Consider the following 26309-nt stretch of genomic DNA (forward strand, 5'->3'; position numbering starts at 1 on the left):
TCGGCCGGTCAGTGGCACTGGTAGGCGGGGCTGCGGTCCTTCGTCCGCCCGTCCGTGCCCACCAGCTCCCAGGAGAAGCCGGTGTCGGTGAAGTTCAGCTTCACCACTCCGAAGGTGTCGGTGAGCCGCTTCTCGCTGTTCGGCTGGACCTCCTCGATCTTGTACGGGTTGGCTCCGCCCATCCCGGCGAGGAGTTCGACGATTCCGTTCTCGTCGGCCTCGCCGTCCGCGTCCTGCGGTGCGAAGCGCTCGTAGTGGTGATCGTGGCCGTTGAGCACCAGCTCGGCCTTGGCGTCCTGGAGCAGCTTCCAGACCGGGTGGCTGACCGGGTCGTTGCCGTGCTCGCCGGACGAGAAGAGCGGGTGGTGCCAGTAAGCGGCCACGCACTTCTTGGAGTTGGCGGCGAGGTCGGCCTTGAGCCAGTCGGTCTGTGCCTTGTCCAGGCTGTTGGAGTCGAGCGCGATGAAGTGCCAGCCGTCCTGGTCGAAGCTGTAGTAGCTCTTGCCCTTGGGGTAGGCGACCGACCCGAAGTAGGACTTGTAGCCGGCCAGTTCGCCGTCCGGGTCGTAGGTCTCGTGGTTTCCGGGGGCCGGGTGCGTCTTGCTCTTGAAGGCGCCCCAGCTCGTGTCGTAGTAGCGCTTGAAGTCCTTGAGCCGGGCGTCGTCGTACTGGTTGTCACCCATGGTCAGTACGAAAGCGGGATCGATCCGCTTCACCAGCGCCGCGGTCTTGGGGTGCGCACAGCCGCTGTCGCTCGCCGTGCACCGCTCGGCGATGTCGCCGGCAGCGACGGCGGTGAACCCGGCGGCGTGCGCGCCCGCTGCCCGCTCGGGCGCGGCATCGGCCCGCCCGGCGTTCGACCACAGCGCCACACCGCCGACGAGCGCGAGCGCCGCGCCCGCGGCGACGGGGATCCCCCATCGGCGGCTGCCGGTCGGGGTCGTGCGCCGCCGCGGCGGCTGTACGGGCATGTCGGCGCGAGGGGAGGTCATATCCGTCTCCTGGGTCGGCGTGGGGGAGCCGTCCCGAGGAATCCTGGCGTCGGGCCATGTACGCGTCAAGAAGAGGGACGCTATTGTTAGGAAACTTTCCTATCCGCCCTGCTCCGGAGTCGCTCCGCCGGCCGCTGCCACGGCCCGCCTCACCCCAACTCGACCTCGTAGAAGCAGAGATGATCCTTGATCTGCGCGACCTCGGAATGCGGCTCAGGGTAGGCCCACACGATGTCCTGCGGGCCACCGGGAAGCGACCAGTAGGAGGCGGTGCCCTTGAACGGGCAGACGGTGTGGGTGTCGGAGGGGATCAGCAGGTCGGTGCGCACGTCCTCGGGCGGGAGGTAGTAGCGCACCGGACAGCCGGTCTCGGAGAGCAGCAGCGGGCGGCGGCTCTCGGCCAGCAGCTGCCCGCCGACCGTGACGCGGATGTGGTCGGTGCCCTGATCGATCTCGATCCGATGGCCTCGGACGGTGCTCATGGTCGGGTCCCTTCGGTCGTGGAGGAGTCGCGTGCGGACCCTCCTGCCGTTGCGACCTCCAGCGTAGGAGGACCCGCCGAAATCCGGCCGTACCGCGGCCCGCGCCTTGTGCGTCGCCCGTGCGATCCGCAGGGGGCGACCGCCCTGGGGTACGGCCCCGACCGCCTGTCGGACACGCTCGGTGACCGCCCTTGTGTCGTCCGTGGCCTGGGCTGGACCCTCCGCAATCCGGGTGAATGTGGCAAAGTGACGGCATGGCTGACCGGGCAGCGAAGCAGCCCACCGTGTCGGTGCCGGACGACTGGCCCGCCCACCCGGACCTGACACTGGCCCTCAACGGCATGGGCGGCTTCGACTGGGACCTCGACAGCGGGCTGATGCACATGGACCCACCCGCCCTCGAGGTCTTCGACCTGCGTCCGTCCGAATACGACGACCGCCCCGAGAGCCTCGGCTCCCGCGTCCCGGCCCATGAGTCCGCCCGGCTCGACGCCCTGGTCGCCAGGGCCCTGAAGGACGGCAGCGACTCCTACGGCGCCTACTTCCGGGTGCGGCTGCGCGACGGGCGGCTGCGCTGGACCCACGCCCAGGGCAGCATCCGCCGCGACCCCACCGGCCGGCCCCGCCGGATCATCGGCGTGGTCCGCGACGCCAGCCACGAGTACACCCACGCGGTCGAGCGGCTGGCGGTCGACGAGGAGCGCCGCCGGCACACCAGCGTCGTCGAGCGCACCACCGCCGCCCTCGCCCACGCCAGAACCGTCGGCGAAGTGATCGCCGTGCTCGCCGGCGAACAGGGCCTGAGCCGGCTGGGCGCCGAGAACGTCATCCTCGGGCTGGTCGAGGCGGGACGCATCCGGCTGGTCTCCGAGGGCAAGGCAGGCAGCTATGTGCCCGATCTGGAGTACACGCGGGTCGGCGACGAATTCCCGATGAGCGAGGTGGTGCGCACGCTCACCCCCCGCTACGTGCACAGCAGGGAGGAGTTCAAATACGGCTACCCCCGGCTGTGGCCCGCCATCGAGCCGCTGAACGTCAACTCCGCCGCCTATCTGCCGCTGATCGCCCAGGGCCGCCCGATCGGTGTGATCGGCCTGTTCTTCGAGCGGGAGAGCGACTTCCGCGACCAGGAACGCAATGTGCTGGTGGCGCTCGGCAGCAGCATCGCGCAGAGCCTGGCGCGCGCCATGCTCTACGACCAGGAGCACGAGATCGCCGCCGGCCTCCAGCAGGCCATGCTGCCGCGCCGGATACCCGGTATCCCCGGCGCCCAGGTCGCGGTCCGCTACCGCTCCGCGCGCATGGGCCGGCACATCGGCGGCGACTGGTACGACGTGATACCGCTGCCCAACGGCCGGGTCGGGGCCGTGATCGGCGACGTCCAGGGCCATGACACCCAGGCGGCGGCGCTGATGGGCCAGCTGCGGATCGTCCTGCGCGCCTACGCCGCCGAAGGACACTCGCCCGCCACCGTCATGGGCCGCGCCTCCGCCTTCCTCAACGAGCTCGACACCGACCGCTTCGCCACCTGCACCTACGTCGACGCCGACCTGAGCACCGGCGCGGCCCGGATCGTACGGGCCGGCCACATCGACCCGCTGCTGCGGCACGCCGAGGGCATCTGCCGCCGGCTGCCGGTGGCCGGCGGGCTGCCGCTGGGAATCTCCTCCGAGTTCCGGCGCCTGGACTACCCCGTCACCACCGTTCAGCTCGCCCCCGGCGACACCCTGTTGCTGTGCACCGACGGCATCGTCGAACAGCCCGGCACCGACCTCGACGACGGCATGCGCGAGCTGGCCCGAGAGGTCCGCGACGGCCCCCAGGACGTCCAGCAACTCGCCGACCGGCTCTGCGAGTCGGTGGGGGGCCGGACCGGCGAGGACGACATGGCGCTGCTGCTGCTGAGGCGTCTGGGCGCGCCCGAGCACGACACCGTCGGCCGGTTCCGCCAGCACATCGCCCCCGCCGACCCCGAAGGCCTCTCCGCCGCCCGGCACATGATCCGGTCCGCGGTACGCGCCTGGGGCGCGGCCGACCGCTCCGAGGAGATCGAGCTGGTCGCCGACGAACTGATCACCAACGCCCTGCTGCACACCGACGGCGAGGCCGTGGTCAACATCCGGATGCCGCACAGCGTCGAGCGGCGCCTGCGGCTGGAGGTCGAGGACCACTCCAGCAGCCTGCCGCGACGCCGCGAACCGGGCGAGGCCGGAGTCTCCGGCCGGGGCCTGCTCCTCGTCGACCGGCTGGCGGATGTCTGGGGTGTGGAGCCGCGCGGCGGCGGAAAGTGCGTATGGTGCGAGTTCAACTGCCCCTGACCGGGGCGGGGGTACCTCCCGGCGTCAGCTGGGGGAGCGTCGAGCCCCGGTCACCAGCGGGGAACGGGAGCCGAGGCATCGGCACGGTCGAGTGAGGACGGCACTATGGCAACGCGGGCTGCGGAACAGCGCGAGGAAGCCCGCCGGGTGGCGGCGCGGCTGGAGGCGGAAGCCGTCCGCAACGTGGCGTTGACCTGGGTGGACAACGCGGGCATCACCCGCGTCAAGACCATCCCGGTGGCGCGGCTGGCGGACGCCGCCGAGCGCGGCGTCGGGATGTCGCCCGTCTTCGACGTCTTCACCTCCGACGACGCCATCACCGAATCCGACCACCTCGGCGGGCCCGACGGGGACCTGCGGCTCTTCCCCGACCTGGACCGCGTCACCACCCTGGCCGCCCAGCCCGGTTGGGCCTGGGCACCGGTCGACCGCTACGACCAGCTCGGTGCGCCGCACCCCGCCTGCCAGCGGCTGTTCGCCCGGCGGATGGCCGAGCAGGCCGCCGAGGCCGGCCTCGAAGTGCGGATGGGTTTCGAGACCGAGTGGGTGGTCACCCGCGCCCCCGACACGCTCGGCCCGGCAGCCGCCGACGCCGACGCAGCGCTCGACTACCCCTGCGCGGGCCCCGCCTACGGCATGACCCGGGTCGTCGAACTCTCCGACTACCTCCGCGACGTCACCGAGGCGCTGACCCTCCAGGGCATCGACGTGCTCCAGCTCCACCCCGAGTACGCGCCCGGCCAGTTCGAGGTCACCACCGCCCCCGGCGACCCGGTACGCGCCGCCGACGACGTGGTGCTGGTCCGCGAGACCATCCGCGCGGTCTCCGCCCGCCACGGACTGCGCGCCTCCTTCGCCCCCTCGGTCGTCGCCGGACAGGTGGGCAACGGCTGTCACCTGCACCTCGGCCTGTACCGCGACGGCCAAAGCCTGCACCGCGCCCCCGACGCCGAATGGGGCCTGGCACCGGACGCGGTGTCCTTCCTCGGCGGTGTCCTGCAGGCCCTGCCCGCCCTGCTCGCCATCGGCTGCCCCTCACCGGCCAGCTATCTGCGGTTGCAGCCCTCCCACTGGGCCGGCGTCTACCAGTGCTGGGGAGTGGAGAACCGCGAGGCGGCGCTGCGCCTGATCACCGGCGCCCCCGACGACCCGGACGGCGGCCACGCCGAGGTCAAGACGTTCGACGCGGCCGCCAACCCCTACCTCGCCGTCGGCGCGGTGCTCGCCGCCGGACTGCACGGCATCACCTCCCGCACCCGGATGCCCGAGCCGCAGACCGGGGACCCGGGCACGCTCGGCGTCCGCGAGCGCGCCCGGCGCGGCATCGTACGGCTGCCCGCCACGCTGACCGAGGCCGCCGACCGGCTGGAGAAGTCGGCGTCGCTGTACGAGGCGATGGGCAAGGTGCTGCACGGCGCGGTGCTCGCGGTCCGGCGCGCCGAGGAGGCCCACTTCGCCGAGAGCGCGGCCGAGGAGATCGCCGCCGCCACCCGCTGGCGCTGGTGATGACCGCGGACGCCCCGGGGCCCGGCCCCGGCTTCGACGACGGCCTGCCGCCGCTGGTGGACCACCACTGCCACGGCGTGCTCCGGCACGAACCGGACCCCGAGGAGTTCGCCGGGTACCTCACCGAGTCGGACCGGCCGCCCGCGGCGGGCACCACCTTCTTCGACACCCAGGCCGGCTTCGCCGTGCGCCGCTGGTGCCCGCCGCTGCTCGACCTGCCCGCGCACTGCCCACCCGAGAGCTACCTCGCCCGCCGCCGGGAGCTGGGCCCCGACGAGACCCGGCGCCGCCTGCTGCGCGCCACCGGAATCGGCGTCTACCTCCTGGACACCGGCCTCCCGGGCGACCTGACCGGGCCGGCCGGGACGGCCGAGGCGGGCGGCGCCACCGGGCACCCGGTCGTACGCCTGGAGACGCTGGCCGAACGGACCGCGGCCGCCGCGCACGACGCCGAGGAGTTCACCGACGTCCTCGCCGGCGCGGTCCAGGCCGCCGCCCGCACCGCCGTCGCCTTCAAGAGCGTCGCCGCCTACCGTCACGGGCTGGCACTGGAGCCCGGGCCACCGGCCCCCGACGCCGTACGCGCCGCCGCCCGCTCCTGGCTCGCCGCCGGCGCACCCCGCCTCACCGACCCGGTCCTGCTCCGCCACCTGATCTGGCTGGCCGTCGCCACCGGCCGCCCCCTCCAGCTCCACACCGGCTTCGGCGACCCCGACCTGCGGCTCGACCACGCCGACCCGGCCCTGCTGACCGACCTGGTCCGGGCCACCGCCGACACCGGTACGGACCTGGTGCTGCTGCACTGCTACCCGTACCACCGCCAGGCCGCCTATCTGGCGAGCGTCTTCCCGCACGTCCACGCCGACATCGGACTGACCCTCACCCACACCGGCCCGAGGGCCACCGCCGTACTCGCCGAGTTCCTGGAGCTCGCCCCCTTCGGCAAACTGCTCTTCTCCACCGATGCCTACGGCCTCCCCGAGCTGTACGTCGTCGGCAGCGCGCTCTTCCGGACGGCGCTGTCCGGCGTGCTGGGGGAGTGGACGGCCGCCGGGGCGTGGTCGCACGCGGACGCGGCCCGGGTGGGCGCCATGATCGCCGCCGACAACGCGCGCAGGGTGTACGGCCTCCCGCCGACGGAGCCGTAAGGGGCACGGGCCGCGAGCGCCCATTCCCGCCCTGCCGTCCGGTGTTCCTCCGCGGCGTGCTTTACTGCGCCGCGTGGCCCTTACAACTACCGACGACGACACCGGCCCCGACAAGGGCGAACCCCCCTTGCGCTCCCGGATATTCGCCGATCTGACCCCGCTGCGCACCTCCCCGGACTACCGCCGCCTGTGGTGCGGCAACACCATCTCCTGGATGGGCCAGCAGATGACCGCGCTCGCGGTCTCGCTGCAGGTCTACGCCATCACCGGATCCACCTTCTCGGTCGGCCTGGTCGGCCTGTGCTCGCTGGTCCCGCTGGTCGTCTTCGGGCTGTACGGAGGCGCCATCGCCGACACCGTCGACCGCCGCAAACTGGGCCTCTACAGCGCCGCGGGCGCGACCGCGATGTCCATCACGCTGGCCACCGCGGCGCTGGCCGGATACCACCGGGTGTGGCTGCTCTACACCGTGGTCGCCCTCCAGGCCGTCTGCTTCGCGATGAACTCCCCGGCCCGCACGTCGATGATCCCGCGGCTGCTGCCCACCGAGCAGCTGCCCGCCGCCAACGCCCTCAACTCCCTGACCAGCAACCTCGGTCTGATGGGCGGACCGATGCTGGGCGGTGTCATCGTTGGCCTGTGGGGCTACCAGGCGGCCTATCTGATCGACGTGGCGGCCTTCACCGGCGCGCTGTACGCGATGTGGCGGCTGCCGTCCATGCTGCCCGAGCAGGGGGACGGGCCGCGTCGCCGGGCCTCCGTACTGGACGGACTGCGCTTTCTCGCCACCCGCCCGAACCTGCGGATGACGTTCTTCGCCGACATGGCGGCGATGGTGCTCGCCCAGCCGCGCGCCCTGTTCCCCGCGGTCGCGGTGCTCTGGTTCGGCGGGGACGCCAAGACCGTCGGCCTGCTGGTCGCCGCGCCCGCGGTGGGCGCCGTACTGGGCGGGCTGTTCTCCGGCTGGCTCGGCGGGATCCGCCGGCACGGCCTGGCCATCCTGATCTCGGTGGCCGCGTGGGGCGCGGCGATCGCCTGCTTCGGGCTCTCCCGGCACCTGTGGCTCGGGCTGTTCTTCCTGGCGGTGGCCGGCTGCGCGGACACCGTCTCGATGGTGTTCCGCAGCACCATGCTGCAGGCCGCGACGCCGGACGCGATGCGCGGCCGCCTCCAGGGCGTCTTCATCGTCGTGGTCGCGGGCGGCCCCCGACTCGGCGACTTCCTCGCCGGCTCGGCCGCCGACCTGACCTCCCCGGCCACCGCGGTGATCGGCGGCGGCCTGGCGTGCGTACTGGCCGTCACGGCGCTGGGGCTGGGCCGACGGGGGTTCGCGCGGTATGACGCGCGTGATCCGCAGGCGTAGCCGCTGCGCTTGGCCGGCTTCCCACGTCTTCGGCTTTCCCGCCGCAGGGGTTTGGCCTTGTTCGCCTGCGGCGGGCTGGGTGCCGCTGCGCGGGGCGTTCTCGGCAGCGGGACCGGCCCTCCGGACGTCGTCCTGCGGTCCGCCCCCTCCCGTGGGTGGGAGAGGGAGGACCGGTGGGGGTGCCCGTGAGTCCTGATGTGCGAAGGCCGGTCCCGCTCCGTACTACGGACTTACTTCGACCGTGCCGGGGCCCTGGAGGGCACGCTGGGAGAAGCGCCACAGCTGGCCCTCCCAGGTGCTGACGTAGATCATGCCGTTGCCGCTGTCCAGCGCGACGCCGAGCGGGGAGAAGGCGCCGGATTTCGGCTTGACCACCTCGCGCCGCGCGCCGTCGGCGAGGTGGACCTCGTGCAGGCGGTCTCCACTGTGGTCGGAGACGTAGGCCTTGCCCGCGCCGTCCAGCGCGATGTCGCAACTGGTGTGGGAAAGGGGGGCCACCACGCGCTTGGTGCGCTTGGCCAGGTCGACCTCGTACAGGGCCCCCGCGTCGTTCCAATGGCCGGTGTAGGCCCTGCCGTTCCCGTCCAGCGCCACTGCGGAGGTGGACGCCCCCAGGCCGTCGACGATCAGCTGCTTCTGCTTCGTCGCCAGGTCGACTTCGAAGAGCTGCCCATTGTCCTGGTCGGTGATGTAGGCCTTGCCCTTCCCGTCCAGCCCGATGCCGTACGCCTTCACGCCGTCGACGATCGTTTCGGTCCGGCCGTCGGACAGATTCACCGCGAGCAGGCGCGCGCCGCTTCTGTCGGTGACGAAGGCCGTGCCCTTCCCGTCCAACGCCACGCCGCTGGATTCGCCCAGGCTGCCGCTCGTCACCACCTCGTGCTTGGCGCCGGTGGCGAGGTCCACCCCGTACAGGTGGCCGCCGTCGCTGACGACGTACGCCTTGTTCTGCGACGGGTCCAGCGCGATGTCACGGGTGAGCCCCAACCCCGCGGTGAGCAAGAGAGTGCCCTGGGCCTGGTCGCGAGCCTCTTTCAGCCTCTTCTGCTGTTCTTCGCTGATACGTGGCAGATCTTCGTCGCGAATCTCCACCTTCACGTTTTCGAAGGCCTTGTCCCTTGCCGACGACGCCATATCGGATGTCGATCGGGGGTCTTCGGAAATCCTGCGCTGTTCGCCGGACGCGTCATGGAACTTCTGGAAGAGCGGGTCGAGGAAACCCATGACGTCGAACGCGCCATGCGCCGTCTGGCGCAGAAGCCATGGATCGCGCTCACTCTCCAGTTTGCGCGCATACCCCGAGGTGCTCCCCGTGACGGTCTCGTTCTCGTCATCCCAGGCGCCCTCCCCGGCGCCGGGAGTGTCCTCGTGAAGCTTTTGCGCGGACTGCTTGGCGGAATCGGCTTCATCGCCGGAACTGTCGAAGATGTTCTTGAACGACATGAAATTCCCTCCTGGTCTCCCCGGTGCACGCGGAATCAGCCCTTGTAGAGAGGCTGCTTCTGGTTCTCATAATCGAGCTTCTCGGGCTGGAAGACCCGGTGTTCCCCGGCGCGCACCGCGACGATTTCCGCCTCACCCTTCTGCATGAATCGCTTGCCTTTGTCGGCCAGGTCGAAATTATCGCTGCTTTCGACGGAATCGCCGAGCTTCCAGGCGATCACCTGAGAGTATTGCGGCTCCTTGTCCTGCGGGCCCTGTGGGCGAGTCTCCTTCACCTGTACCGGCTTGTCGTAGTACAAGGCGACCCACCCGCCGAAGGTGATGGGGATTTCGTAGTCGAACTTCCTCACCTGACGCCGTTGCGTGGCCAGGACGTCCACCCGGCTTTGAAGATTCCGCACCGTGATCGATGACTGGTGCTTCCACGCAGTGGTCAGTGAACCGCTGACGGAACCAGTGATCCCGAGCAGCAGCTCTCCCCACAGTTCCCCGGTGCCCGTGGCGGAACTCGTGGCCGTCGTCGTACTCGTGGCCTCCGTCTGGGACTCCGAGTCACTGCCCTGACGGTCTTTACTGTTGAGCTGGGTGCTTTTCTGGTACTGCTTCATCGACATGCTCTTCTGCAGTTGCTGCTGCAGTGACGCGATGGATTTCGCCCCGAAGGTGAGCTTCACCTCCCCTTGGAGCGACCAGCTGATGGTGTTCGAAATCGAGAATTCGACGGTGTCCGTCACATCGATGGAGATGGGGTCGGTTCCATTGATGTACGTCTGCTTGGAGATCACGTCAGGCGGAGGCTGCGTGATGTCGCCCCGCTCTTCGATGAGCGGTACACCCACGTTCACGTAGGCCCGCCACCCGCGCTGGTGCGCCGTCTCCTCCTTCGGAGGAAACGTGCCGTACCGCACCTTGTTCAAAGAAAACCCGACAGGACTGATCGGCGGTCCTCCTCCTTCGGGGGTCCGCTTCAGCTTGTCCTTCTGCGTATTCCGCTCCAGGATGGCGGCGGCCTTGGCGGTGATCTCGAGCTCCTGCTGATTTTTCGTGGTCAGCGGATGGCGCATAAATACATCGCCGATATAGGCGCTGCCCACATCGTTCTTCACGCTTTTTTCGCTCATGCCTGAGGTGCCTCTCGCCGAAGAGCCGATCCATTCGCCCATGACCATTTGCGCTTTCGTGGACATGGCGAACTTACGTGTCCGGCGCCAAGTTGATCACCAAGGAAAACCGGCCATGCGATGAAAACTGGACAGGGCTCATCAGGTGTCTACGTGGTCACGCTGTGGGTGGGGGTCCGACCGTCCTGACCGCCGTCATCCGTCCGCCGATGCCGCGCGGGGCGTGGCTGGATTTGCCGTCCCGGCCGGTTCAAGTGACTGCGGGTGTCGGGAACTGGCGGAATGCATCGCCCGACGCACCACTCGTTGGTGTGAATGTGCGATTCACGGCCGGTCAATTCGAACGACGGTGTGGCCTCACCGATGTATCCGACGTCGCCGCGGTCGACGGACCAGGCCCACCCCCACCGGCCCCTTTCCCACCCACCCACGGGAGGGGACAGACCGTAGGACGGAGTCCGTAGGGCTGGCACCGCACCCGACGAACAAACGCCCGCCGCAGGCGAAGCGGCGAGCAACACCCACGGCGCCGCAGCCGACGACGTGGGAAGCAAGCCAAGCGCAGCGAAACGGCTACAGCACCACCGCACTCAGCTCCGTCTCCTCGAAGCCCGCGTCGTCGAACGGGTAGAGCGGGCGCCGTACCCGGTGGTGGCCGAGGCGCAGGAGGTCCTGGTCGACGCCGCCGGGGGTGAGGGCGAGCAGCCAGTCGGCGGCCATGGCGTGCAGTTCGGGTTCCAGATAGCCGATCTTGACGACCAGCAGGTCGTAGGCGAGCGGGTCCAGCGGGCCGAAGTCGGCGCGGGTGTGGAACGGTTTGCGGCGTTCGGTCAGGACCACCGTGACGCCACCGCGGGTGACGGCCGCGGACCGGCCGCCGCCGTCGTACGCCGGATTGCCGCGTGGCGCGCCGGAGCCCTGACCGGGCGGGTCGTCGAGGGCGGTGACGGTACCGGTCAGCTCGTACGGTTCGGCGTGCGGGCCGGTGCCCGCGCTGAAGCGGCCGCCCACGTCGATCGTGACCTCGGCGCCCACCCCCGCCTCGAAGCAGACGGCGACGGCCCTGGGGTCGGTGATGCCGGGGTGGAGGGCGGTGACCCGGCCGCTCGCCAGTTCCTCGTGTGCCAGGAGCCGGCCGAGCATGTGGGCGAGGTCGCCCGCGCCGCCCGCGGTGGGGTTGTCACCGGAGTCGCTGATCAGGAAGGGGCGGGCGGGGGAGGCGACGGCGCGGGCGATACAGCTGTCGGCGTCGCCGGTCGGCCCCACGAAGGTGAAGTCGCGGCGTACGGACCAGTATTGGCGGGCCAGCGACTCGGCCTGGGCGGTGGCGAGCCGGGGATCGTCCGCGGTGACCACCACCGCGGCCCGGCAGCGCTCCTCGTCGGCCCAGGCGTACCCCACCCAGATCGCCGCGTCGACGACCCCGTCGAGCGCCTCGACCGAGGCCAGCCGCCCGTAGAGCGACCTGGCCGGTTCGAGGCGGGTGCTGGTCTTCTCGCCGGGGAGGAGGACGGGGATCTGCACCCAGGCGCGGTACGGGCGTCCCTTCCCGGTGGCCAGCCGCCCGACGAGCTTGCGGGCGGCCCGCTCCCGGGTGTCCCAGGCGTCCTCGTGCGGCGCCATGCGGTGCGCGGTGAGCAGATCGAGGCGCTCGGCGAAGCGGCGCGAGACGTTGCCGTGCAGATCCATGGCGGCCGAGATGAGGGTGTCGGGACCGGTGGCGGCGCGCACCGCGTCGGTGAGGTCGGCCTCGGCGTCGTCGAGCCCGACCACGCTCATCGCTCCGTGGATGTCGTAGACCAGGCCGTCGAGCGGTCCCGACGCCCCGATCCGGTCGGTCAGTTCACCCTTGATGCGGTCGTACGTGGTGCGTTCCACCGGGCCGCCGGGCACCGCGACGGCGTGCACCAGCGGCACCCACTCGACCAGCCCGGCCAGTTCGTCGTCCGGACGGGTCCAGGTGTAGCGGTCCAGCAGCGCGCCCTCCCGGGTGACGCGGAAGTCGTCGTACGTCGAGCGGTGCGGGCAGAACTGGCTGGACTCGATGGCCATACCGCCGATGCCGATGCGCAGTCGGCGCCGCGGGCCGGGACGAGGGCTGGTCGATGCGGGCACGGTGCCTCGCTTTCCGTCGGATGGGCGTGCGGGCGGGCTTCCTAGGAGGTGGCGGATGACGTCGGGGAGTGTGCGGCCGCTCGGCGCAGTACGGCCTGCCCCGCGCCCAGCAGTCCCGCATCGGGGCCGCAGGCGGCGGCGTCGATGGTGAGTTCGCTGGTGGCCATCGGCAGACAGCGCTCGTAGAGCGTCCCGCGTACGGCCGCGACCAGCGGCTGCGCGCCGGCCAGCGCGCCGCCGAGCACCACCGCCTCGGGGTTGAAGAAGTTCACGACGACGGCGAGCACCGCGCCGATGTCGCGGCCGGCCTGCCGTACGAGGGTGGTGGCGTGCGGTTCGCCGTTCTCGACCAGCCGCAGGATCTCGCCCGCGGAGTCGACGGCGAGGCCCTTGCCGCGCAGCGCCGCGGCGATCGCGGCACCGCTCGCCACCGTCTCCAGGCAGCCGATGTTGCCGCAGGAGCAGGGCAGGTGGGCGGCCTCGTCCACTCGGACGTGGCTGATGTCGCCGGCCGAACCCCGGGCTCCGCGGTGCAGCCGGCCGTCGCTGATGACGCCGGAGCCGATGCCGCGGCCCGCCTTGACCACGACCAGATGGCGCCGTGCCGGGTGGGCGGCGCGGTGTTCGCCGAGCGCCATCATGTTGGCGTCGTTGTCGAGCAGCACCGGCAGTCCGAGGCGGTCCGCCAGCCGGTCGCGCAGCGGGAACAGATGCCAGCCGGGCATCCGGGACGGCGCGATGATCCGCGCACCGTCCGCGTCGACCGGGCCGGGGAAGCCGACCCCGACGCCCCGGACCGTACGGCCGGCCGCGCGCTGTCGCTCGGCGAGCAGCTCCAGCCGCTCCGCGAGCGCCTCCAGGGCGGCTTCGGGCCCGGCGGTCGGATCGAAGAGGTGGTCGTCGGTGTCGAAGCAGTCGCCGGTCAGGCCGACCGCGCCGGTGCGGATGTGCCGGCTGCCCAGGTCGGCGGCGAGGGCGACCGCGCCCCGGTCGGCGATCCGCAGCAGCCGCGGGCGGCGGCCGCCGCGCGAGACGCCCTCGCCGGACTCGGTCAGCAGCCCGGCCTCGACGAGTTCCTGGACGCGGGTGGAGACGGTGGACGCGGCGAGCCCCAGCTCGCGCACGAGGTCCGCGCGGGAGCTGGCGGAGCCGTTCGCGACGAGTTCGAGGACGTGCGCGGCCGAGCCGGGCGGCTCGTCGGAGGCGGTCATCGGGCGCCTTTCGCGGGGACGGGGGAGGGGCTGCGGGAGGAGAGCGGCAGGGGCGACTTGTTTCGGCCACCGAAGGAAGCTGCCGGTCCAACTCGCTGACAGTAGAACTCGGTTGGCGCACTTTCGCCAAGGTCTTGACTTCTTTTCCCGGCCATCCGTAGTTTGCTCGCACTCTTCGACCGGCCGACCACCTCGGAGGCAGCATGGTCCTGCGCAGCACCCGAAAACGCGGGACCCTGGGGCGGGTCGTGGCCGCCGTCCTGCTCGCCGCCTTCGCGCTCGTCGGCTGCGGCCCGACTGGCAACGTTGTCACCGAGCTGGGCGCCACAGGGGGCACACCCGTCGAGGGAGGCACCGTCACCATGGCCCTGCCGCCCGCCTCCACCCCCAACTGGATCTTCCCCATCGGCGCCCCGGGCTATCTGGCCTCGTACAACAGCGCCATCCAGGACCTGCTGTTCCTGCGGCTGTTCCTGCCCGAACCGAAGGGCGACGCACTGACCCTGGACTCACCGCGCAGCCTCGCGGAGACGCCCCGCTACAGCGACGGGAACAAAACCGTCAGCATCACCCTGAAGAAGGGCTATCGCTGGTCCGACGGAACGCCGGTCACCACCCGCGATGTGAAGTTCTGGTTCGATCTGATCAAGCACAACAAGCGGGACTGGGCCGGATATTCGCCTCACCTCATGCCGGACGACGTCAGGGCGTTCGAACTCGTCGACGACCGCACCTTCCGGCTCCGGCTGGATCGCGCCCACAACCCGGCGTGGTTCACCGCCAATGAACTCCAGGACTTCGTCGCCCTTCCCGTGCACGCCTGGAACCCCCACCACGAGAACCCGAAGCGGGCCTTCGCCCGGCTGATCCGACACGCCAGACAGCTCTCCCGGTTCGCCACCGATCCGCTGTGGAAGACCGTCGACGGCCCCTGGCGGATCGAGAAATGGACCACCGCCGGGCAGGTCTCCCTGGTCCCCAACGACCACTACCGAGGCCCGGACCGGCCACATCTCGACCGGGTGATCCTCAAGCCCTTCACCACCGCGGACTCCGAATTCAACGTGCTGCGCGCCGGCGGTGTCGACTACGGCTACCTTCCGCCGTCCGTCATGGCGCAGTCGGCGCAGTTCAAGGAGATGGGCTATCGCATCGACCCGTGGGAGGGCTGGTCGGTCACCTACATCGTCCTCAACTTCCACCACCCCACGGCCGGACCGATGCTGCGCCAGGCCTATCTGCGCCAGGCGCTCCAGCACCTCATCGACCAGAAGTCGATCTCCCGGGTGATCTGGCACGGCAGCGCCGCGCCCACCCTCGGCCCGGTCCCCGCCGGCCTCCTGGAGCGCGACCCCTACCCCTACGCCCCACGGAGGGCGAAGGCGCTGCTGGCCGGCCACGGCTGGGCCGCCCGGGACGGCACGCTGCGCTGCGTACGGCCGGGACGGGGCGCGCACGCCTGCGGCGCGGGCGTCGAGCGCGGCCAGGAACTGCGGCTCTCGCTGCTCTCCCAGTCCGGCTCGACCGAGACCTCCAACACCATGCAGGCGATCAAGTCCGAGTTCGGAAAGGCGGGCGTCGCCCTCGACATCCGGCAGCAGCCGCTCAACACCGTCCTGGGCATCACCGTCCCCTGCACGACGGACGAGCCGCTCTGCGCGCAGTGGCAGCTCGGCTTCTTCGGCACCCAGGGCAGCTGGTACTTCCCGCCCGACCCCAGCGGAGAGAAGATCTTCGCCAGCAACGCGCCCTCCAACATGGGGAGTTGGTCCGACGCGGAGACCGACCGGCTGATCCGGGCCACCGAGTACTCCGCCGACCGGGCCGCGATGCGCGACTACGGCCGCACGGTGGCCCGCCGGCTCCCGGTCCTGTGGACCCCCAACCCCGCCTACCAGATCTCCGCCATCCGCAACGACCTGCGAGGCGTCGAGCAGAACCCGACGCTCTCCCTCGCACCGCAGAACTGGTACTTCGTGAAGAAGGGCGGTGCCGCCGGATGACCGCCTTCCTCGTCAAGCGCCTCGGGCAGGCCCTCGTCGTACTGCTGCTGGTCTCGGTCCTCGTCTTCGTCCTGCTGCATCTGCTGCCCGGCGGCCCGGCCCGCGCCATCCTCGGTGTGCGGGCCACTCCGGAGGCCGTCGCGCACTTCAACCACCAGCAGGGGTACGACCGTTCGCTGCCCGAGCAGTACGTGATCTACCTCGGGCGGCTGCTCACCGGCGACCTCGGCGAGTCCTACAAGCTCAACCAGAGCGTCGCCTCGCTGCTGGGCGAGCGCCTGCCCAAGACCGCCCTGCTGGCGGGGCTGTCCCTCGCCCTGGCCGCGATCCTCGCCGTACCCCTCGGCATCCTCCAGGCCGTACGGCGCGGTAGGGCCGCCGACCACGTCCTGACCGGCGCGGCCTTCCTCGCCTACGCCACCCCCGTGTTCTTCCTCGGCCTGGTCCTCATCCTCGTCTTCAGCCAGCAGCTGCGACTGCTGCCCGCCGAGGCGCCGCAGGCCGACACCGTCGGCGGCATCCTCGCCGACGCACCGGGCCTCGTGCTCCCCGTCGTGACCACCGCACTGGGCATCATCGCCGCCTTCAGCCGCTATATGCGCTCGGCCGTCCTCGACAACCTCGCCGAGGAGTACGTACGCACCGCGCGCGCCAAGGGCCAGTCCGGCGCCCGCATCATGGCCCGGCACGTCCTGCGCAACGCGCTCATCCCGCTGGCCACCCTCCTCGGCCTCCACCTCCCGACCCTCTTCAGCGGCACCCTCGTCGTCGAGTCGATGTTCAACTACCCGGGAATGGGGCTGCTGTTCTGGAACGCGGCGCAGAGCTCCGACTTCCCCGTGCTGCTCGGCGTCACCCTCGTCGTCGGCGTCGCCACCGTCCTCGGATCGCTGCTCACCGACATCGCCTACGCCGTCCTCGACCCGCGCATCAGGAGCGTGCCGTGACGCCCACCGCCCTCGACGCCGGGCCGGGGGCGGGCATGGCCACCCCCGGCCTCGCCCGCCGCACGCTCGCCGTCTTCGCCCGCAACAAGCTCGCCCTCACCGGTGCCCTGCTCCTCCTCGCCCTGCTCGCCTTCTGCTTCCTCGGGCCGCTGGTCCACCCCACCGACCAGATCCACACCGACCTCTCCCAGGCCAACCGCGCCCCCGGCGCCGGACACCCGCTGGGCACCACCGACCTGGGCTACGACCTGCTCGGCCGGCTGATGTACGGCGGGCGCACCTCGCTCGAAGTCGGCCTGGCGGCAGGGCTGCTGGCCACCCTCTTCGGCACGGTCTACGGTGCGGTCGCCGGCTACTGCGGCGGCTGGGCGGACGCCGCGATGATGCGGATCACCGACGCCGCGCTCGCCATTCCGGCGCTCTTCCTGCTCGTCGTGGTCGCGGCGATCGTCACCCCCAGCAAGCCCGTCCTCATCCTGATCATCGCCTCCGTCGCCTGGCTCTCCCCGGCCCGCCTCATCCGCGGCGAGGCGCTGGCGCTGCGCAGCCGGGACTACGTCCACGCCATGCGGCTGATGGGCGGCGGCGGAGGGCGGGCCGTCTGCCGGCACATCCTCCCCAACGCCGTCGGCACCGTCATCGTCAACGCCACCTTCCAGGTGGCCGACGCCATCCTCTACGTCGCCTACCTCTCCTTCCTCGGCCTGTCCATCCCGCCGCCCGCCGCCGACTGGGGCTCGCTGCTCTCCGCCGGCATCACCTACACCCAGGTCGGCTACTGGTGGCTGATCTTCCCGCCGGGCATCGCGATCGTGCTGGTCGTCGCCGCCTTCAACTTCATCGGGGACGGTCTGCGCGACGCCTTCGACGTACGCCTGAAGAAGAACTGACGCGCCGCCGGAAGGAAGGACCCGCACCATGACCGACCCGCTCCTGCGGATCGAGGACCTGCGCGTCGAGATCGCCGGCCGCGGCCGCACCGTGCACGCCCTCGACGGTGTCGACCTCGACCTCGCGCCCGGCGAATCGCTCGGCATCGTCGGCGAATCCGGCTGCGGCAAGACCATGACCGCGCTGTCCGTCCTCGGCCTGCTGCCGCCCGGCGGCCGGGTCACCGGCGGCCGGATCCTGTTCGACGGCACCGACCTCGCCGCCGCCCCCGAACCCGTCCTGCGGGACGTCCGCGGCAACACCGTCGGCATGGTCTTCCAGGACCCGATGACCTCGCTCAACCCCACCCTGACCATCGGCGCCCAGGTCGCCGAACCGCTGCTGCTGCACCGGAAGCTGAGCCGGGCCGAGGCCCGGGCGAAGGCGGAGGAGACCCTGCGGCTGGTCGGGATGCCGCGCCCCGCCGAGCGGCTGAGGAGCTATCCGCACCAGCTCAGCGGCGGCATGCGGCAGCGCGTCGCGATCGCCATGGCGCTGGTCTGCGAACCCCGGCTGCTGATCGCCGACGAGCCGACCACCGCCCTCGACGTCGCCACCCAGCACCAGATCCTCGAACTCGTCGACGGGCTGCGCGCCCGCCTCGGCATGGCGATAATCCTGGTCACCCACGACCTGGGCGTGGTCGCGCGCCGGGTCGACCGGGTCACGGTGATGTACGGCGGCCGGATCGCCGAACGCGCCCCGGTGCGGACGCTGTTCACCACCCCACGGCACCGCTACACCCAGGCCCTCCTCGCCGCGCTCCCCGAACGCGCCCTCGCCGCCGGCCGGCCGCCGGCCGGCATCCCCGGCCTGCCGCCGTCCCTGCTCACCCGCCCCACCGGCTGCCGCTTCGCCCCGCGCTGCGGTGACGCCACCGACCTGTGCCGCGCCGCCGAGCCGGAACTCACCGACGACGGGCACGCCACCGCGCCCGCCGCCAGCGCCCACGCCTTCGCCTGCTTCCACCCCGCCGCACCGGCCCCGGACACCGGCCCGGTCCCCGAGGCACCCTCCCGCCCTCCGGCCACGGCCACCCTCCGCGCGCCCTCCGCGCCCCCGGTGCGCACGGAGGAACCCCTGCTGCGGCTCGCCGACGTCAGCAAGAGCTATCGGCTGCACGGCGGCCCCTTCGCCCGCCGCAGGCCGGACACGCGGCAGGCCGCCGAGGTCAGCGCGGTGGCCGGCGTCTCGCTCACCGTCCGGCGCGGCGAGACCTTCGGCATCGTGGGGGAGTCCGGCTGCGGAAAGTCCACCCTGGGCCGGATGGCCGTCGGCCTGGAGGCGCCCAGCGGCGGTGCCGTCCACTTCGCCGGCCGCGACCTCGCCGGCCTCACCAGGCGGGAGATGCGCGCCCACCGGCGCGACGTCCAGCTGATGTTCCAGGACTCCGCCACCTCCATGGACCCACGGATGCGGGTCGGCGCCGTGCTGCGCGAACCGCTGGTCATCCAGCGCATCGGCGACCGGACGGAGCAGCGGCGGCGGATCGCCGGGCTGCTGGACGACGTCGGGCTGCCGCGCGGCGCGGTGGACCGCTATCCGCACGAGTTCTCCGGCGGCCAGCGCCAGCGCCTCGGCCTGGCCCGTGCCCTCGCCCTGGCCCCCTCGCTGGTGGTCGCCGACGAGCCGGTCTCCGCGCTCGACGTCTCCGTCCAGGCGCAGATCCTCCAGCTCATGCGGGAACTCCAGCGCGAGAAGGGGCTGAGCTACCTGTTCATCTCGCACGACCTGACGGTGGTGCGGCACCTCGCGGACTCGGTCGGCGTGATGTACCTCGGCAAACTCGTCGAGACGGGTCCCGCGGAGCGGGTCTTCACCCATCCGCTGCATCCGTACACGCAAGGCCTGCTTCGCGCCGGCTCGGGCGCGCTCGCCGGCGAGGCCCCGCTCGCCGGCGAGACACCTTCCGCCGCCGCCCCGCCCTCCGGTTGCCGCTTCCGTACGCGCTGCCCGATCGCGAAGGCCGTCTGCGCGACCACGGAGCCACCTCCGGCCGAACCGGGTTCGCCCGGGCACAGGGCGGCATGTCACTTTCTGTGACGGTTCGGCTTCCCCGCCGTGGTGGTTTCTCGCCCTTGCGCCTGCGGCGGGCGTGGGTTCGTCGGGTGCGGTGACAGCCCTACGGACTCCGTCCTACGGTCTGTCCCCTCCCGTGGGTGCATGGTGAAACAGGCCGGTGGGGGCGGGCCCCGTCCCTCGACCACCGGCACACGAATGCCGACCTTCAGGCCCACCGGTCTCCTTCCCCCCTCCCACGGATGGGGGCGGACCGCAGGACGGAGTCCGGAGGGGCGCACCCGCTGCCGAAAACGCCCCGCGCAGCGGCACCCAGCCCGCCGCAGGCGAACCCAGCGAAACCCCCACGGCGGGACAGCCGACAACGTGGGAAGCAGGCCAAGCGCAGCGGACAGGCGATGAGGCCATACACAAGCCAAACTCGGGTACGGGGGCACATGTGCACATGTGCCACCAGCCGTCGTTTGGAGGCCCGCCGTGCAGCGGCATCCGCATCCGCATCCTCACCCACTGTCTCGCGGTGAGCGCACGCTCGACCGCGAACCGCAGCCGACGCCACCGGACCCGGGAGGTCCGTCCCCGAGCCCCGTCCCGGAACCCCTTCCCGGCCCGCCGGTCCCGCCTGCGCCACCTGAACCGATACCGCCGGATCCGGAGCCGATCCCCCGTCCGCCCGGACCGGATCCCGTCCCGGACCCCTCTCCGGCTCCCTCACCGCTCTCCTAGGAGGTGCTGATCATGGCCATCGCCACGGTCAACCCGGCCACCGGCGAGACCCTGAAGACCTTTGACGCGCTCAACGCGGGCGAGATCGAAGACCACCTGGTCAGGGCTGAGCAGGCCTTCCAGGAGCACCGCACCACGAGCTTCGCGCGCCGGGCGGAGCTGCTGCTCAAGGCCGCCGATCTGCTCGACGCGGACCAGGACGGCATCGCCCGCACCATGACCACCGAGATGGGCAAACCACTGGTACAGGCCCGCGCGGAGGCCGCGAAGTGCGCCAAGACCATGCGGTGGTACGCCCACCACGCCGAGCAGCTGCTGGCCGACGAGGACCCCGCCCCGGCCGACGTGAGCGATTCGGGCGCGGTGCGCGCGGTGGTCCGCTACCGCCCGCTGGGCACCGTCCTCGCGGTGATGCCCTGGAACTTCCCGCTCTGGCAGGTCGTACGGTTCGCCGCGCCGGCGCTGATGGCGGGCAACACCGGACTGCTCAAGCACGCCTCGAACGTCCCGCAGACCGCGCTCTACCTCGAGGAGCTGTTCCGCCGCGCCGGCTACCCGGAGGGCTGCTTCCAGACCCTGCTGATCGGATCCGGCGCGGTCGAGGACGTCCTGCGCGACCCGAGGGTCGCGGCGGCGACGCTGACCGGCAGCGAGCCCGCCGGCCGCTCGGTCGCCTCGATCGCGGGTGACGAGGTCAAGAAGACCGTCCTCGAACTCGGCGGCAGCGACCCGTTCGTCGTCCTGCCCTCCGCCGACCTCGACAAGGCGGTCCGCGTCGGGGTCACCGCGCGGGTGCAGAACAACGGGCAGTCGTGCATCGCGGCCAAGCGGTTCATCGTGCACGACGACGTCTACGACGCCTTCGCCGAGCGGTTCACCGAACGGATGGCGGCGCTGACCGTCGGCGACCCGATGGACGAGAACACCGAGGTCGGGCCGCTCTCCAGCGAGCAGGGCCGCTCGGACCTCGAGGAGCTCGTCGACGACGCGGTCCACCAGGGCGCGAGCGCACTGTGCGGCGGCCGCCGGCCACCCGAGCACCGCGCCGGATGGTTCTACGAGCCGACCGTGCTCGCCGGTGTCACCCCGAGCATGCGCATCCACCGCGAGGAGGCGTTCGGCCCGGTCGCCACGCTCTACCGCGTCGCCGACCTGGACGAGGCGGTGCGGCTCGCCAACGACGTACCGTTCGGCCTGAGTTCCAACGCCTGGACCCGTGACCCCGGTGAACAGGAGAGGCTGGCAAGGGACTTGCAGGCCGGTGGTGTCTTCTTCAACGGCATGACCGCCTCCCACCCGGGCCTGCCCTTCGGCGGAGCCAAGCGCTCGGGCTACGGCCGGGAGCTCTCCGGACACGGCATTCGGGAGTTCTGCAACATGACCACGCTGTGGTACGGGCCGGAGGACTGAGCCGGCCGGAGGACCGGCGGCGCCCGGGCGGTGCGGGTGCCGCCGGACGGGGCGGTGCTACCGCGCCGCGTCCCGCCCGTACTGCCCGTCCGGCACGACGAACTCGCACCACAGCGCCTTGCCCGCGCCGCGCGGCTCCGCGCCCCAGCGGTCCGCCAGGGCCTCGACCAGCATCAGCCCGCGGCCGGAGGTCGCGGTCTCGCCGGGGCTGCGGCGGCGCGGCCAGCGGCTGGAGCGGTCCTCGACCTCCAGCCGGATCCGGGGCGGGGCGCCGGGCAGCAGTTCCACGGAGACCAGGGCGCCGCTCTCGGTGTGGGTCAGGGCGTTGGCGATCAGCTCGGAGGCGGCGACCTCGACGTTGTGCAGGACGCCGCCCGCCCGCCACTGGTCCAGCGTGCGGCGCAGCGCCGAGCGGACCTCCGCGGCGCCCTGCGGGTCGGCCTGATGCACATGCAGCCGCAGCCGCGGGGTGGCGTCGGCACCACCGGGGCCGGGCAACCGGTGCAGCAGCAGGAGGGCCATGTCGTCCTCGGAGCCGGGGTCGGCCCACAGGCGGTCCGAGATCCGGTCGGCGAGCGCCTCCAGGTCCGCGGGGCCGTCGCGGACCGCCGCGGAGAGCGCGTCGATGCCCGCGCAGATGTCCTGGCCGGGCTGTTCGACCAGGCCGTCGGTGCACAGCAGCAGCGTCGACCCCGGCTCCAGGAACAGCTGGGTCTCGGGGAAGTGGTCGTGCCCGAATGCGGTGGCCAGGCCCAGCGGCAGCCCGCCGCGGACCTCGGGCCAGTCGATGTGCCGGGAGCTGTTGCTGATCAGCGGTCCGAGATGGCCGGCCCGCGCCACGTGCAGCGCCCCGGACTGCAGGTCGGCCTGGACGTAGGTGCAGGTCGCGAAGCGCTCGGTGTCCAGCTCGGCCAGGAAGCGGGAGGCCCGCACCAGCACGGTCTCCGGTGTGTGCCCCTCGCCGGCGTACGCGCGCAGGGCGATCCGCAGCTGGCCCATGACGGCGGCCGCATGGGTGTCATGGCCCTGCACATCACCGACCACCAGGCCGGTCCTCCCCTGGGGCAGCGCGATCACGTCGTACCAGTCGCCGCCCACGTCCCGGCCGACGCTCGCGGGGTGGTAGCGCACGGTGACCGCGCCACCCGCGATGGCCGGCAGCCGGCGCGGCAGCATCGTCTCCTGCAGCCCGGTGGCGAACTCGCGCTCCTGGTCGAAGAGCGTCGCCCGCTGCACCGACTGCGCCACCACCCCGGCCAGCGCCAGCGCCAGGTTCCTGGCCTCCGGCGACTGCACGGCCGGCTCGGCGTTGAACAGCCCCAGCGCCCCGATCACGGTGTCCTGCGCGACCAGGGGCAGGAACGCCGCGCTGCCGGTCGGCAGCAGGCCGGTGTACGGGCGCAGCCGCGGATAGCGGGCGATCAGCTCGCCGCGGGTGCTGAGGAAGGCGGGCCGCCGCGAGCACGCCGCATCGGCCAGCGGGAGGGTGTCGTCCAGCCGCGAGGTCACCATCTCCTCGGGCACCTCGCCCTCCAGCCCGGCGGTGGCGATGACCTTGAACCGGTCGTTCTCGACGAGCCCGAGGACCAGCCCGTCGGCGCCGAAGCGCCGCGCTCCGCCGGTACCGCCGAGCACCCGTGTGACGTCCTTGACGGACAGCGCACGGGCCAGCGCGGCGGTGGTCTGCTGCACCATCACGGTCTGCCGCTGCCGGTCCTGCTGGAGTGAGCGCAGCAGCGCGGAGTCCGCCAGTTCGCCGGTCGCCTCCCGGACGATCCCGACGACCCGGTACGGCATCCCGTCCGCGTCGTGCAGGATCCGCCCCTGGGAGTGCGTCCAGCGACGGCTTCCGTCGCGGCAGTGGACGCGGAAGTACGCGCCGTACGACGGCTGGCCGTCCTGCAGGGCCTGGGAGAGCGCCTCGTCCAGCCGCCGGCCCTCCTCCGGCGGTACCCGTGAGATCAGGGACATCGGCGCGCCGTCGTACTCGTCGGGGCGCAGATCGAAGACCTCCAGGGCGCCGGGGTCCAGGACCATGCGCCCGCGGTCCAGGTCCCAGTCGAAGGTGCCCGTCCGGTTGAGCGAGAGCCGTTCGCGCAGCCCGATGGGCTCATGCTGCGAGACCCCGGGCACATCCTCCCGGACCCGCGGCCAGTCCTGGCCGGAGCGGGGGTCATGGCGCCGGCCGGACGGATCGGGGGACGGTCCCGCGGGGGCCGGGCCGGTCATGGGGTGCCGCGCAGCGGAGTCCTGGAGCGCGGGCGGGGCGGGCTCACACCTTGAAGGCGGCGGCGCGTCCGGGCGCGGGCCGGCGGCGGCGCGGCGGACACCTCCCGTGCCCTCGGCCGCGGGTCGTCGTTGACCGGGGCCGATACCCACCGGAGCGCGGCCATGCGAACACCTTAGGCGCGGGTCGGGGACGCCGCATGTCGCGGTACGCCGCCCGAGCACCGTATGTGTTCAGGCGGTGAACGCATACGGTGGAATCCGGTCGCGCCAACTCCTCACCCGTGCACGAGTCTTGACGTGGCATGTTCAAGTCCCGAAACATGATGCCGAGCCGTCGGCCGTGTCCACACCGGCCACCAGCAGCAGCGGGACCGTGTCCACACCGGTCCGCGGGGCGGAGCTGAGGCGTGCGCGCCCGCCTGCCCTCGTCACAGGAGGCGGACCGCACATCGGGCTGCGACAGCACGACCACCGCCCCCGACCCCAACTGGGCCGGGCAGCGCCTCGGTTGCCAGCTCCCGACCGGCGCCCCGGCCACCTTCACCTGGTAGGAGACCCCCACAGATGACACCCGCCGGCACCCGCGGGCACCGCGGAGCGCGACTGCCACGCCGCGCCACCCTCCTCGCCGTCGCCCTCGCGGCCTGCGCCGCCACCCTCTCGCTCCCGCGGGCCGACGCCGCCGCGGCCGATCCCGACCTCGGCCCGAACGTGCAGATCTTCGACCCGTCGACGCCCAAGGGCCAGATCCAGAGCGCCGTCGACGACGTCTTCAAGGAGCAGGAGAAGAACCAGTTCGGCACGGCGCGGCACGCGCTGCTGTTCAAGCCGGGCTCGTACGACGTCGACGCCAACATCGGCTTCTACACCCAGATCGCCGGCCTCGGCCGCTCGCCGGACGACACCACCGTCAACGGCGCGGTGCACGCCGAGGCCGACTGGTTCGACGGCAACGCCACCCAGAACTTCTGGCGGTCGGCGGAGAACCTCGCCGTCAACCCGTCCGGTGGCGCCGACCGCTGGGCGGTCTCGCAGGCGGCGCCGTACCGCCGGATGCACCTCAAGGGCGATCTGCAGCTCGACGACGGCGGCTGGTCCAGCGGCGGGCTGCTGGCCGACACCAAGGTCGACGGCCAGGTCCGCTCCGGCTCCCAGCAGCAGTGGCTGTCGCGCAACACCGAATGGGGCGGCTGGAGCGGCGCCAACTGGAACATGGTCTTCGTCGGTGCGAAGAACGCCCCGGCCGGAGACTTCCCCGCCCCGCCCTACACCCGCGTCGAGTCCACCCCCGTCTCCCGCGAGAAGCCGTTCCTGTACGTCGACGACGCCGGCGACTACCGGGTGTTCCTGCCGGCCCTGCGCAAGGACTCCCAGGGCACCAGCTGGGCCTCGGGCGACCCGCAGGGCGGCTCACTGCCGCTGGGCGACTTCTTCGTCGTCAAGCCCGGGGCGAGCGCGGAGCAGATCAACACGGCCCTGGACGCCGGCAAGCACCTGCTGGTCACGCCCGGTGTCTACCACCTCGACCGGGCACTGCGGATCACCAGGCCGGACACCGTGGTGCTCGGCCTGGGCCTGGCCACCCTGGTCCCCGACAACGGCGTCACGGCGGTGTCCGTCGCCGACGTCGACGGCGTCCGGATCGCCGGACTGCTGATCGACGCGGGCACCACCAGCTCGCCGTCCCTGATGGAGGTCGGCCCGCAGAACTCCTCGGCGAGCCACGCCGAGGACCCGACCTCGCTGCACGACGTGTTCTTCCGCGTCGGCGGCGCGGGCCCCGGCAAGGCCGCCAGGAGCCTGGTCGTCAACAGCTCCCACGTCATCGGCGACCATCTGTGGATCTGGCGCGCCGACCACGGCGACGGCGTCGGCTGGAACACCAACACCGCCGCCAACGGCCTGACCGTCAACGGCGACGACGTCACCATGTACGGCCTGTTCGTCGAGCACTACCAGCAGCACCAGACGGTCTGGAACGGCGAGCGCGGCCGGACGTACTTCTACCAGAACGAGATGCCCTACGACCCGCCGGACCAGGGCTCCTGGATGAACGGCGGCACCCAGGGCTACGCCGCCTACAAGGTCGGTGACGGGGTGAGGAACCACGAGGCGTGGGGGCTCGGCAGCTACTGCTTCTTCAACGTCAACCGCGACGTCGCCGCCGAGCACGCCTTCGAGGTGCCGGACACCCCCGGCGTCCGCTTCCACGACATGGTGACGGTCTCGCTCGGCGGCACCGGCACGATCCACCACGTCGTCAACGGGACGGGTGGCCCCTCGGACGCCCAGCGCAACGTCGCCAACCTGGTGGGCTATCCGCAGTGAGGTGCGCGGGGCGAGCCG

The 26309-nt window shown here is 71.9% G+C and carries 18 protein-coding genes; 11 read left to right on the forward strand and 7 right to left on the reverse strand.

Annotation, left to right across the window (positions count from 1 at the left end; all coding sequences use genetic code 11):
* Window positions 1-8: 8 nt before the first annotated feature.
* Together AC0680_RS01470 and AC0680_RS01475 are read right to left on the reverse strand one after the other, a co-directional pair.
* Window positions 9-992: a metallophosphoesterase family protein gene (locus AC0680_RS01470; RefSeq protein WP_478623953.1), complete on the reverse strand. Its 984-nt coding sequence runs from the start codon at window positions 990-992 to the stop codon at window positions 9-11.
* 149 nt (window positions 993-1141) lie between these two features.
* Entirely contained in the window at window positions 1142-1474 is a 333-nt protein-coding gene (locus AC0680_RS01475) for a DUF427 domain-containing protein (protein WP_478623956.1), read from the reverse strand.
* Window positions 1475-1728: 254 nt separating this feature from the next.
* On the opposite strand from AC0680_RS01475, the gene AC0680_RS01480 reads away from it, so the two are divergent.
* The 4 genes from AC0680_RS01480 (at window position 1729) to AC0680_RS01495 (ending at window position 7809) form a co-directional block, all read left to right on the forward strand.
* Window positions 1729-3792, forward strand: coding sequence for a SpoIIE family protein phosphatase (locus tag AC0680_RS01480; RefSeq protein ID WP_478623958.1), 2064 nt, complete (start codon window positions 1729-1731; stop codon window positions 3790-3792).
* A gap of 105 nt (window positions 3793-3897) precedes the next feature.
* On the forward strand, window positions 3898-5298 hold the full coding sequence (locus tag AC0680_RS01485; protein WP_478623961.1) for a glutamine synthetase family protein: 1401 nt from the start codon (window positions 3898-3900) through the stop codon (window positions 5296-5298).
* The gene (locus tag AC0680_RS01490) at window positions 5298-6446 is read left to right on the forward strand and encodes an amidohydrolase family protein (RefSeq protein ID WP_478623964.1); all 1149 of its coding nucleotides are present in this window, start codon (window positions 5298-5300) and stop codon (window positions 6444-6446) included. The genes AC0680_RS01485 and AC0680_RS01490 overlap by 1 nt, the downstream gene beginning before the upstream one ends.
* Window positions 6447-6519: 73 nt before the next feature.
* The gene (locus AC0680_RS01495) at window positions 6520-7809 is read left to right on the forward strand and encodes an MFS transporter (RefSeq protein WP_478623967.1); all 1290 of its coding nucleotides are present in this window, start codon (window positions 6520-6522) and stop codon (window positions 7807-7809) included.
* Between the two features lie 222 nt (window positions 7810-8031).
* Here AC0680_RS01495 and AC0680_RS01500 read toward each other — a convergent pair whose 3' ends face one another.
* The 4 genes from AC0680_RS01500 to AC0680_RS01515 form a co-directional block, all read right to left on the reverse strand.
* Window positions 8032-9252: a Vgb family protein gene (locus AC0680_RS01500; RefSeq protein ID WP_478623969.1), complete on the reverse strand. Its 1221-nt coding sequence runs from the start codon at window positions 9250-9252 to the stop codon at window positions 8032-8034.
* Between the two features lie 35 nt (window positions 9253-9287).
* Complete coding sequence (locus AC0680_RS01505) at window positions 9288-10439, reverse strand: gluconolaconase (protein WP_478623972.1); 1152 nt, start codon at window positions 10437-10439, stop codon at window positions 9288-9290.
* 507 nt (window positions 10440-10946) lie between these two features.
* Entirely contained in the window at window positions 10947-12488 is a 1542-nt protein-coding gene (locus tag AC0680_RS01510; protein WP_478623974.1) for a M81 family metallopeptidase, read from the reverse strand.
* A gap of 41 nt (window positions 12489-12529) precedes the next feature.
* The gene (locus AC0680_RS01515; RefSeq protein WP_478623977.1) at window positions 12530-13699 is read right to left on the reverse strand and encodes an ROK family protein; all 1170 of its coding nucleotides are present in this window, start codon (window positions 13697-13699) and stop codon (window positions 12530-12532) included.
* Between the two features lie 203 nt (window positions 13700-13902).
* Between AC0680_RS01515 and AC0680_RS01520 the strand changes: the two genes are divergently transcribed.
* From AC0680_RS01520 to AC0680_RS01540, 5 genes are all read left to right on the forward strand, one after another.
* Window positions 13903-15702: a peptide ABC transporter substrate-binding protein gene (locus tag AC0680_RS01520; RefSeq protein ID WP_478623979.1), complete on the forward strand. Its 1800-nt coding sequence runs from the start codon at window positions 13903-13905 to the stop codon at window positions 15700-15702.
* Complete coding sequence (locus tag AC0680_RS01525) at window positions 15699-16649, forward strand: ABC transporter permease (protein ID WP_478623981.1); 951 nt, start codon at window positions 15699-15701, stop codon at window positions 16647-16649. Before AC0680_RS01520 ends, AC0680_RS01525 begins: the two co-directional genes overlap by 4 nt.
* 35 nt (window positions 16650-16684) lie before the next feature.
* The gene (locus AC0680_RS01530) at window positions 16685-17539 is read left to right on the forward strand and encodes an ABC transporter permease (protein ID WP_478624464.1); all 855 of its coding nucleotides are present in this window, start codon (window positions 16685-16687) and stop codon (window positions 17537-17539) included.
* Window positions 17540-17567: 28 nt separating this feature from the next.
* Window positions 17568-19622: an ABC transporter ATP-binding protein gene (locus AC0680_RS01535; protein WP_478623984.1), complete on the forward strand. Its 2055-nt coding sequence runs from the start codon at window positions 17568-17570 to the stop codon at window positions 19620-19622.
* A 714-nt stretch (window positions 19623-20336) separates the two neighbouring features.
* A complete protein-coding gene (locus tag AC0680_RS01540) occupies window positions 20337-21734 on the forward strand; it encodes an NADP-dependent succinic semialdehyde dehydrogenase (protein ID WP_478623988.1) in 1398 nt (465 codons plus the stop codon).
* 57 nt (window positions 21735-21791) lie between these two features.
* Here the strand turns inward: AC0680_RS01540 and AC0680_RS01545 are convergent, their stop codons facing one another.
* Window positions 21792-23963, reverse strand: coding sequence for a SpoIIE family protein phosphatase (locus AC0680_RS01545; protein ID WP_478623990.1), 2172 nt, complete (start codon window positions 23961-23963; stop codon window positions 21792-21794).
* Between the two features lie 407 nt (window positions 23964-24370).
* Between AC0680_RS01545 and AC0680_RS01550 the strand changes: the two genes are divergently transcribed.
* Complete coding sequence (locus AC0680_RS01550; RefSeq protein ID WP_478623993.1) at window positions 24371-24514, forward strand: hypothetical protein; 144 nt, start codon at window positions 24371-24373, stop codon at window positions 24512-24514.
* Window positions 24515-24527: 13 nt separating this feature from the next.
* A complete protein-coding gene (locus AC0680_RS01555; RefSeq protein WP_478623995.1) occupies window positions 24528-26291 on the forward strand; it encodes a coagulation factor 5/8 type domain-containing protein in 1764 nt (587 codons plus the stop codon).
* Window positions 26292-26309 lie beyond the last annotated feature (18 nt).

Source organism: Streptomyces sp. NPDC043738, assembly GCF_056436545.1.

Coding starts and splice junctions, on each gene's coding strand:
- AC0680_RS01470 (WP_478623953.1), bottom strand. CDS start 992: ATGACCTCCCCTCGCGCCGACATGCCCGTACAGCCGCCGCGGCGGCGC.
- AC0680_RS01475 (WP_478623956.1), bottom strand. CDS start 1,474: ATGAGCACCGTCCGAGGCCATCGGATCGAGATCGATCAGGGCACCGAC.
- AC0680_RS01480 (WP_478623958.1), top strand. CDS start 1,729: ATGGCTGACCGGGCAGCGAAGCAGCCCACCGTGTCGGTGCCGGACGAC.
- AC0680_RS01485 (WP_478623961.1), top strand. CDS start 3,898: ATGGCAACGCGGGCTGCGGAACAGCGCGAGGAAGCCCGCCGGGTGGCG.
- AC0680_RS01490 (WP_478623964.1), top strand. CDS start 5,298: ATGACCGCGGACGCCCCGGGGCCCGGCCCCGGCTTCGACGACGGCCTG.
- AC0680_RS01500 (WP_478623969.1), bottom strand. CDS start 9,252: ATGTCGTTCAAGAACATCTTCGACAGTTCCGGCGATGAAGCCGATTCC.
- AC0680_RS01505 (WP_478623972.1), bottom strand. CDS start 10,439: ATGTCCACGAAAGCGCAAATGGTCATGGGCGAATGGATCGGCTCTTCG.
- AC0680_RS01515 (WP_478623977.1), bottom strand. CDS start 13,699: ATGACCGCCTCCGACGAGCCGCCCGGCTCGGCCGCGCACGTCCTCGAA.
- AC0680_RS01520 (WP_478623979.1), top strand. CDS start 13,903: ATGGTCCTGCGCAGCACCCGAAAACGCGGGACCCTGGGGCGGGTCGTG.
- AC0680_RS01525 (WP_478623981.1), top strand. CDS start 15,699: ATGACCGCCTTCCTCGTCAAGCGCCTCGGGCAGGCCCTCGTCGTACTG.
- AC0680_RS01530 (WP_478624464.1), top strand. CDS start 16,685: ATGGCCACCCCCGGCCTCGCCCGCCGCACGCTCGCCGTCTTCGCCCGC.
- AC0680_RS01535 (WP_478623984.1), top strand. CDS start 17,568: ATGACCGACCCGCTCCTGCGGATCGAGGACCTGCGCGTCGAGATCGCC.
- AC0680_RS01540 (WP_478623988.1), top strand. CDS start 20,337: ATGGCCATCGCCACGGTCAACCCGGCCACCGGCGAGACCCTGAAGACC.
- AC0680_RS01545 (WP_478623990.1), bottom strand. CDS start 23,963: ATGACCGGCCCGGCCCCCGCGGGACCGTCCCCCGATCCGTCCGGCCGG.
- AC0680_RS01555 (WP_478623995.1), top strand. CDS start 24,528: ATGACACCCGCCGGCACCCGCGGGCACCGCGGAGCGCGACTGCCACGC.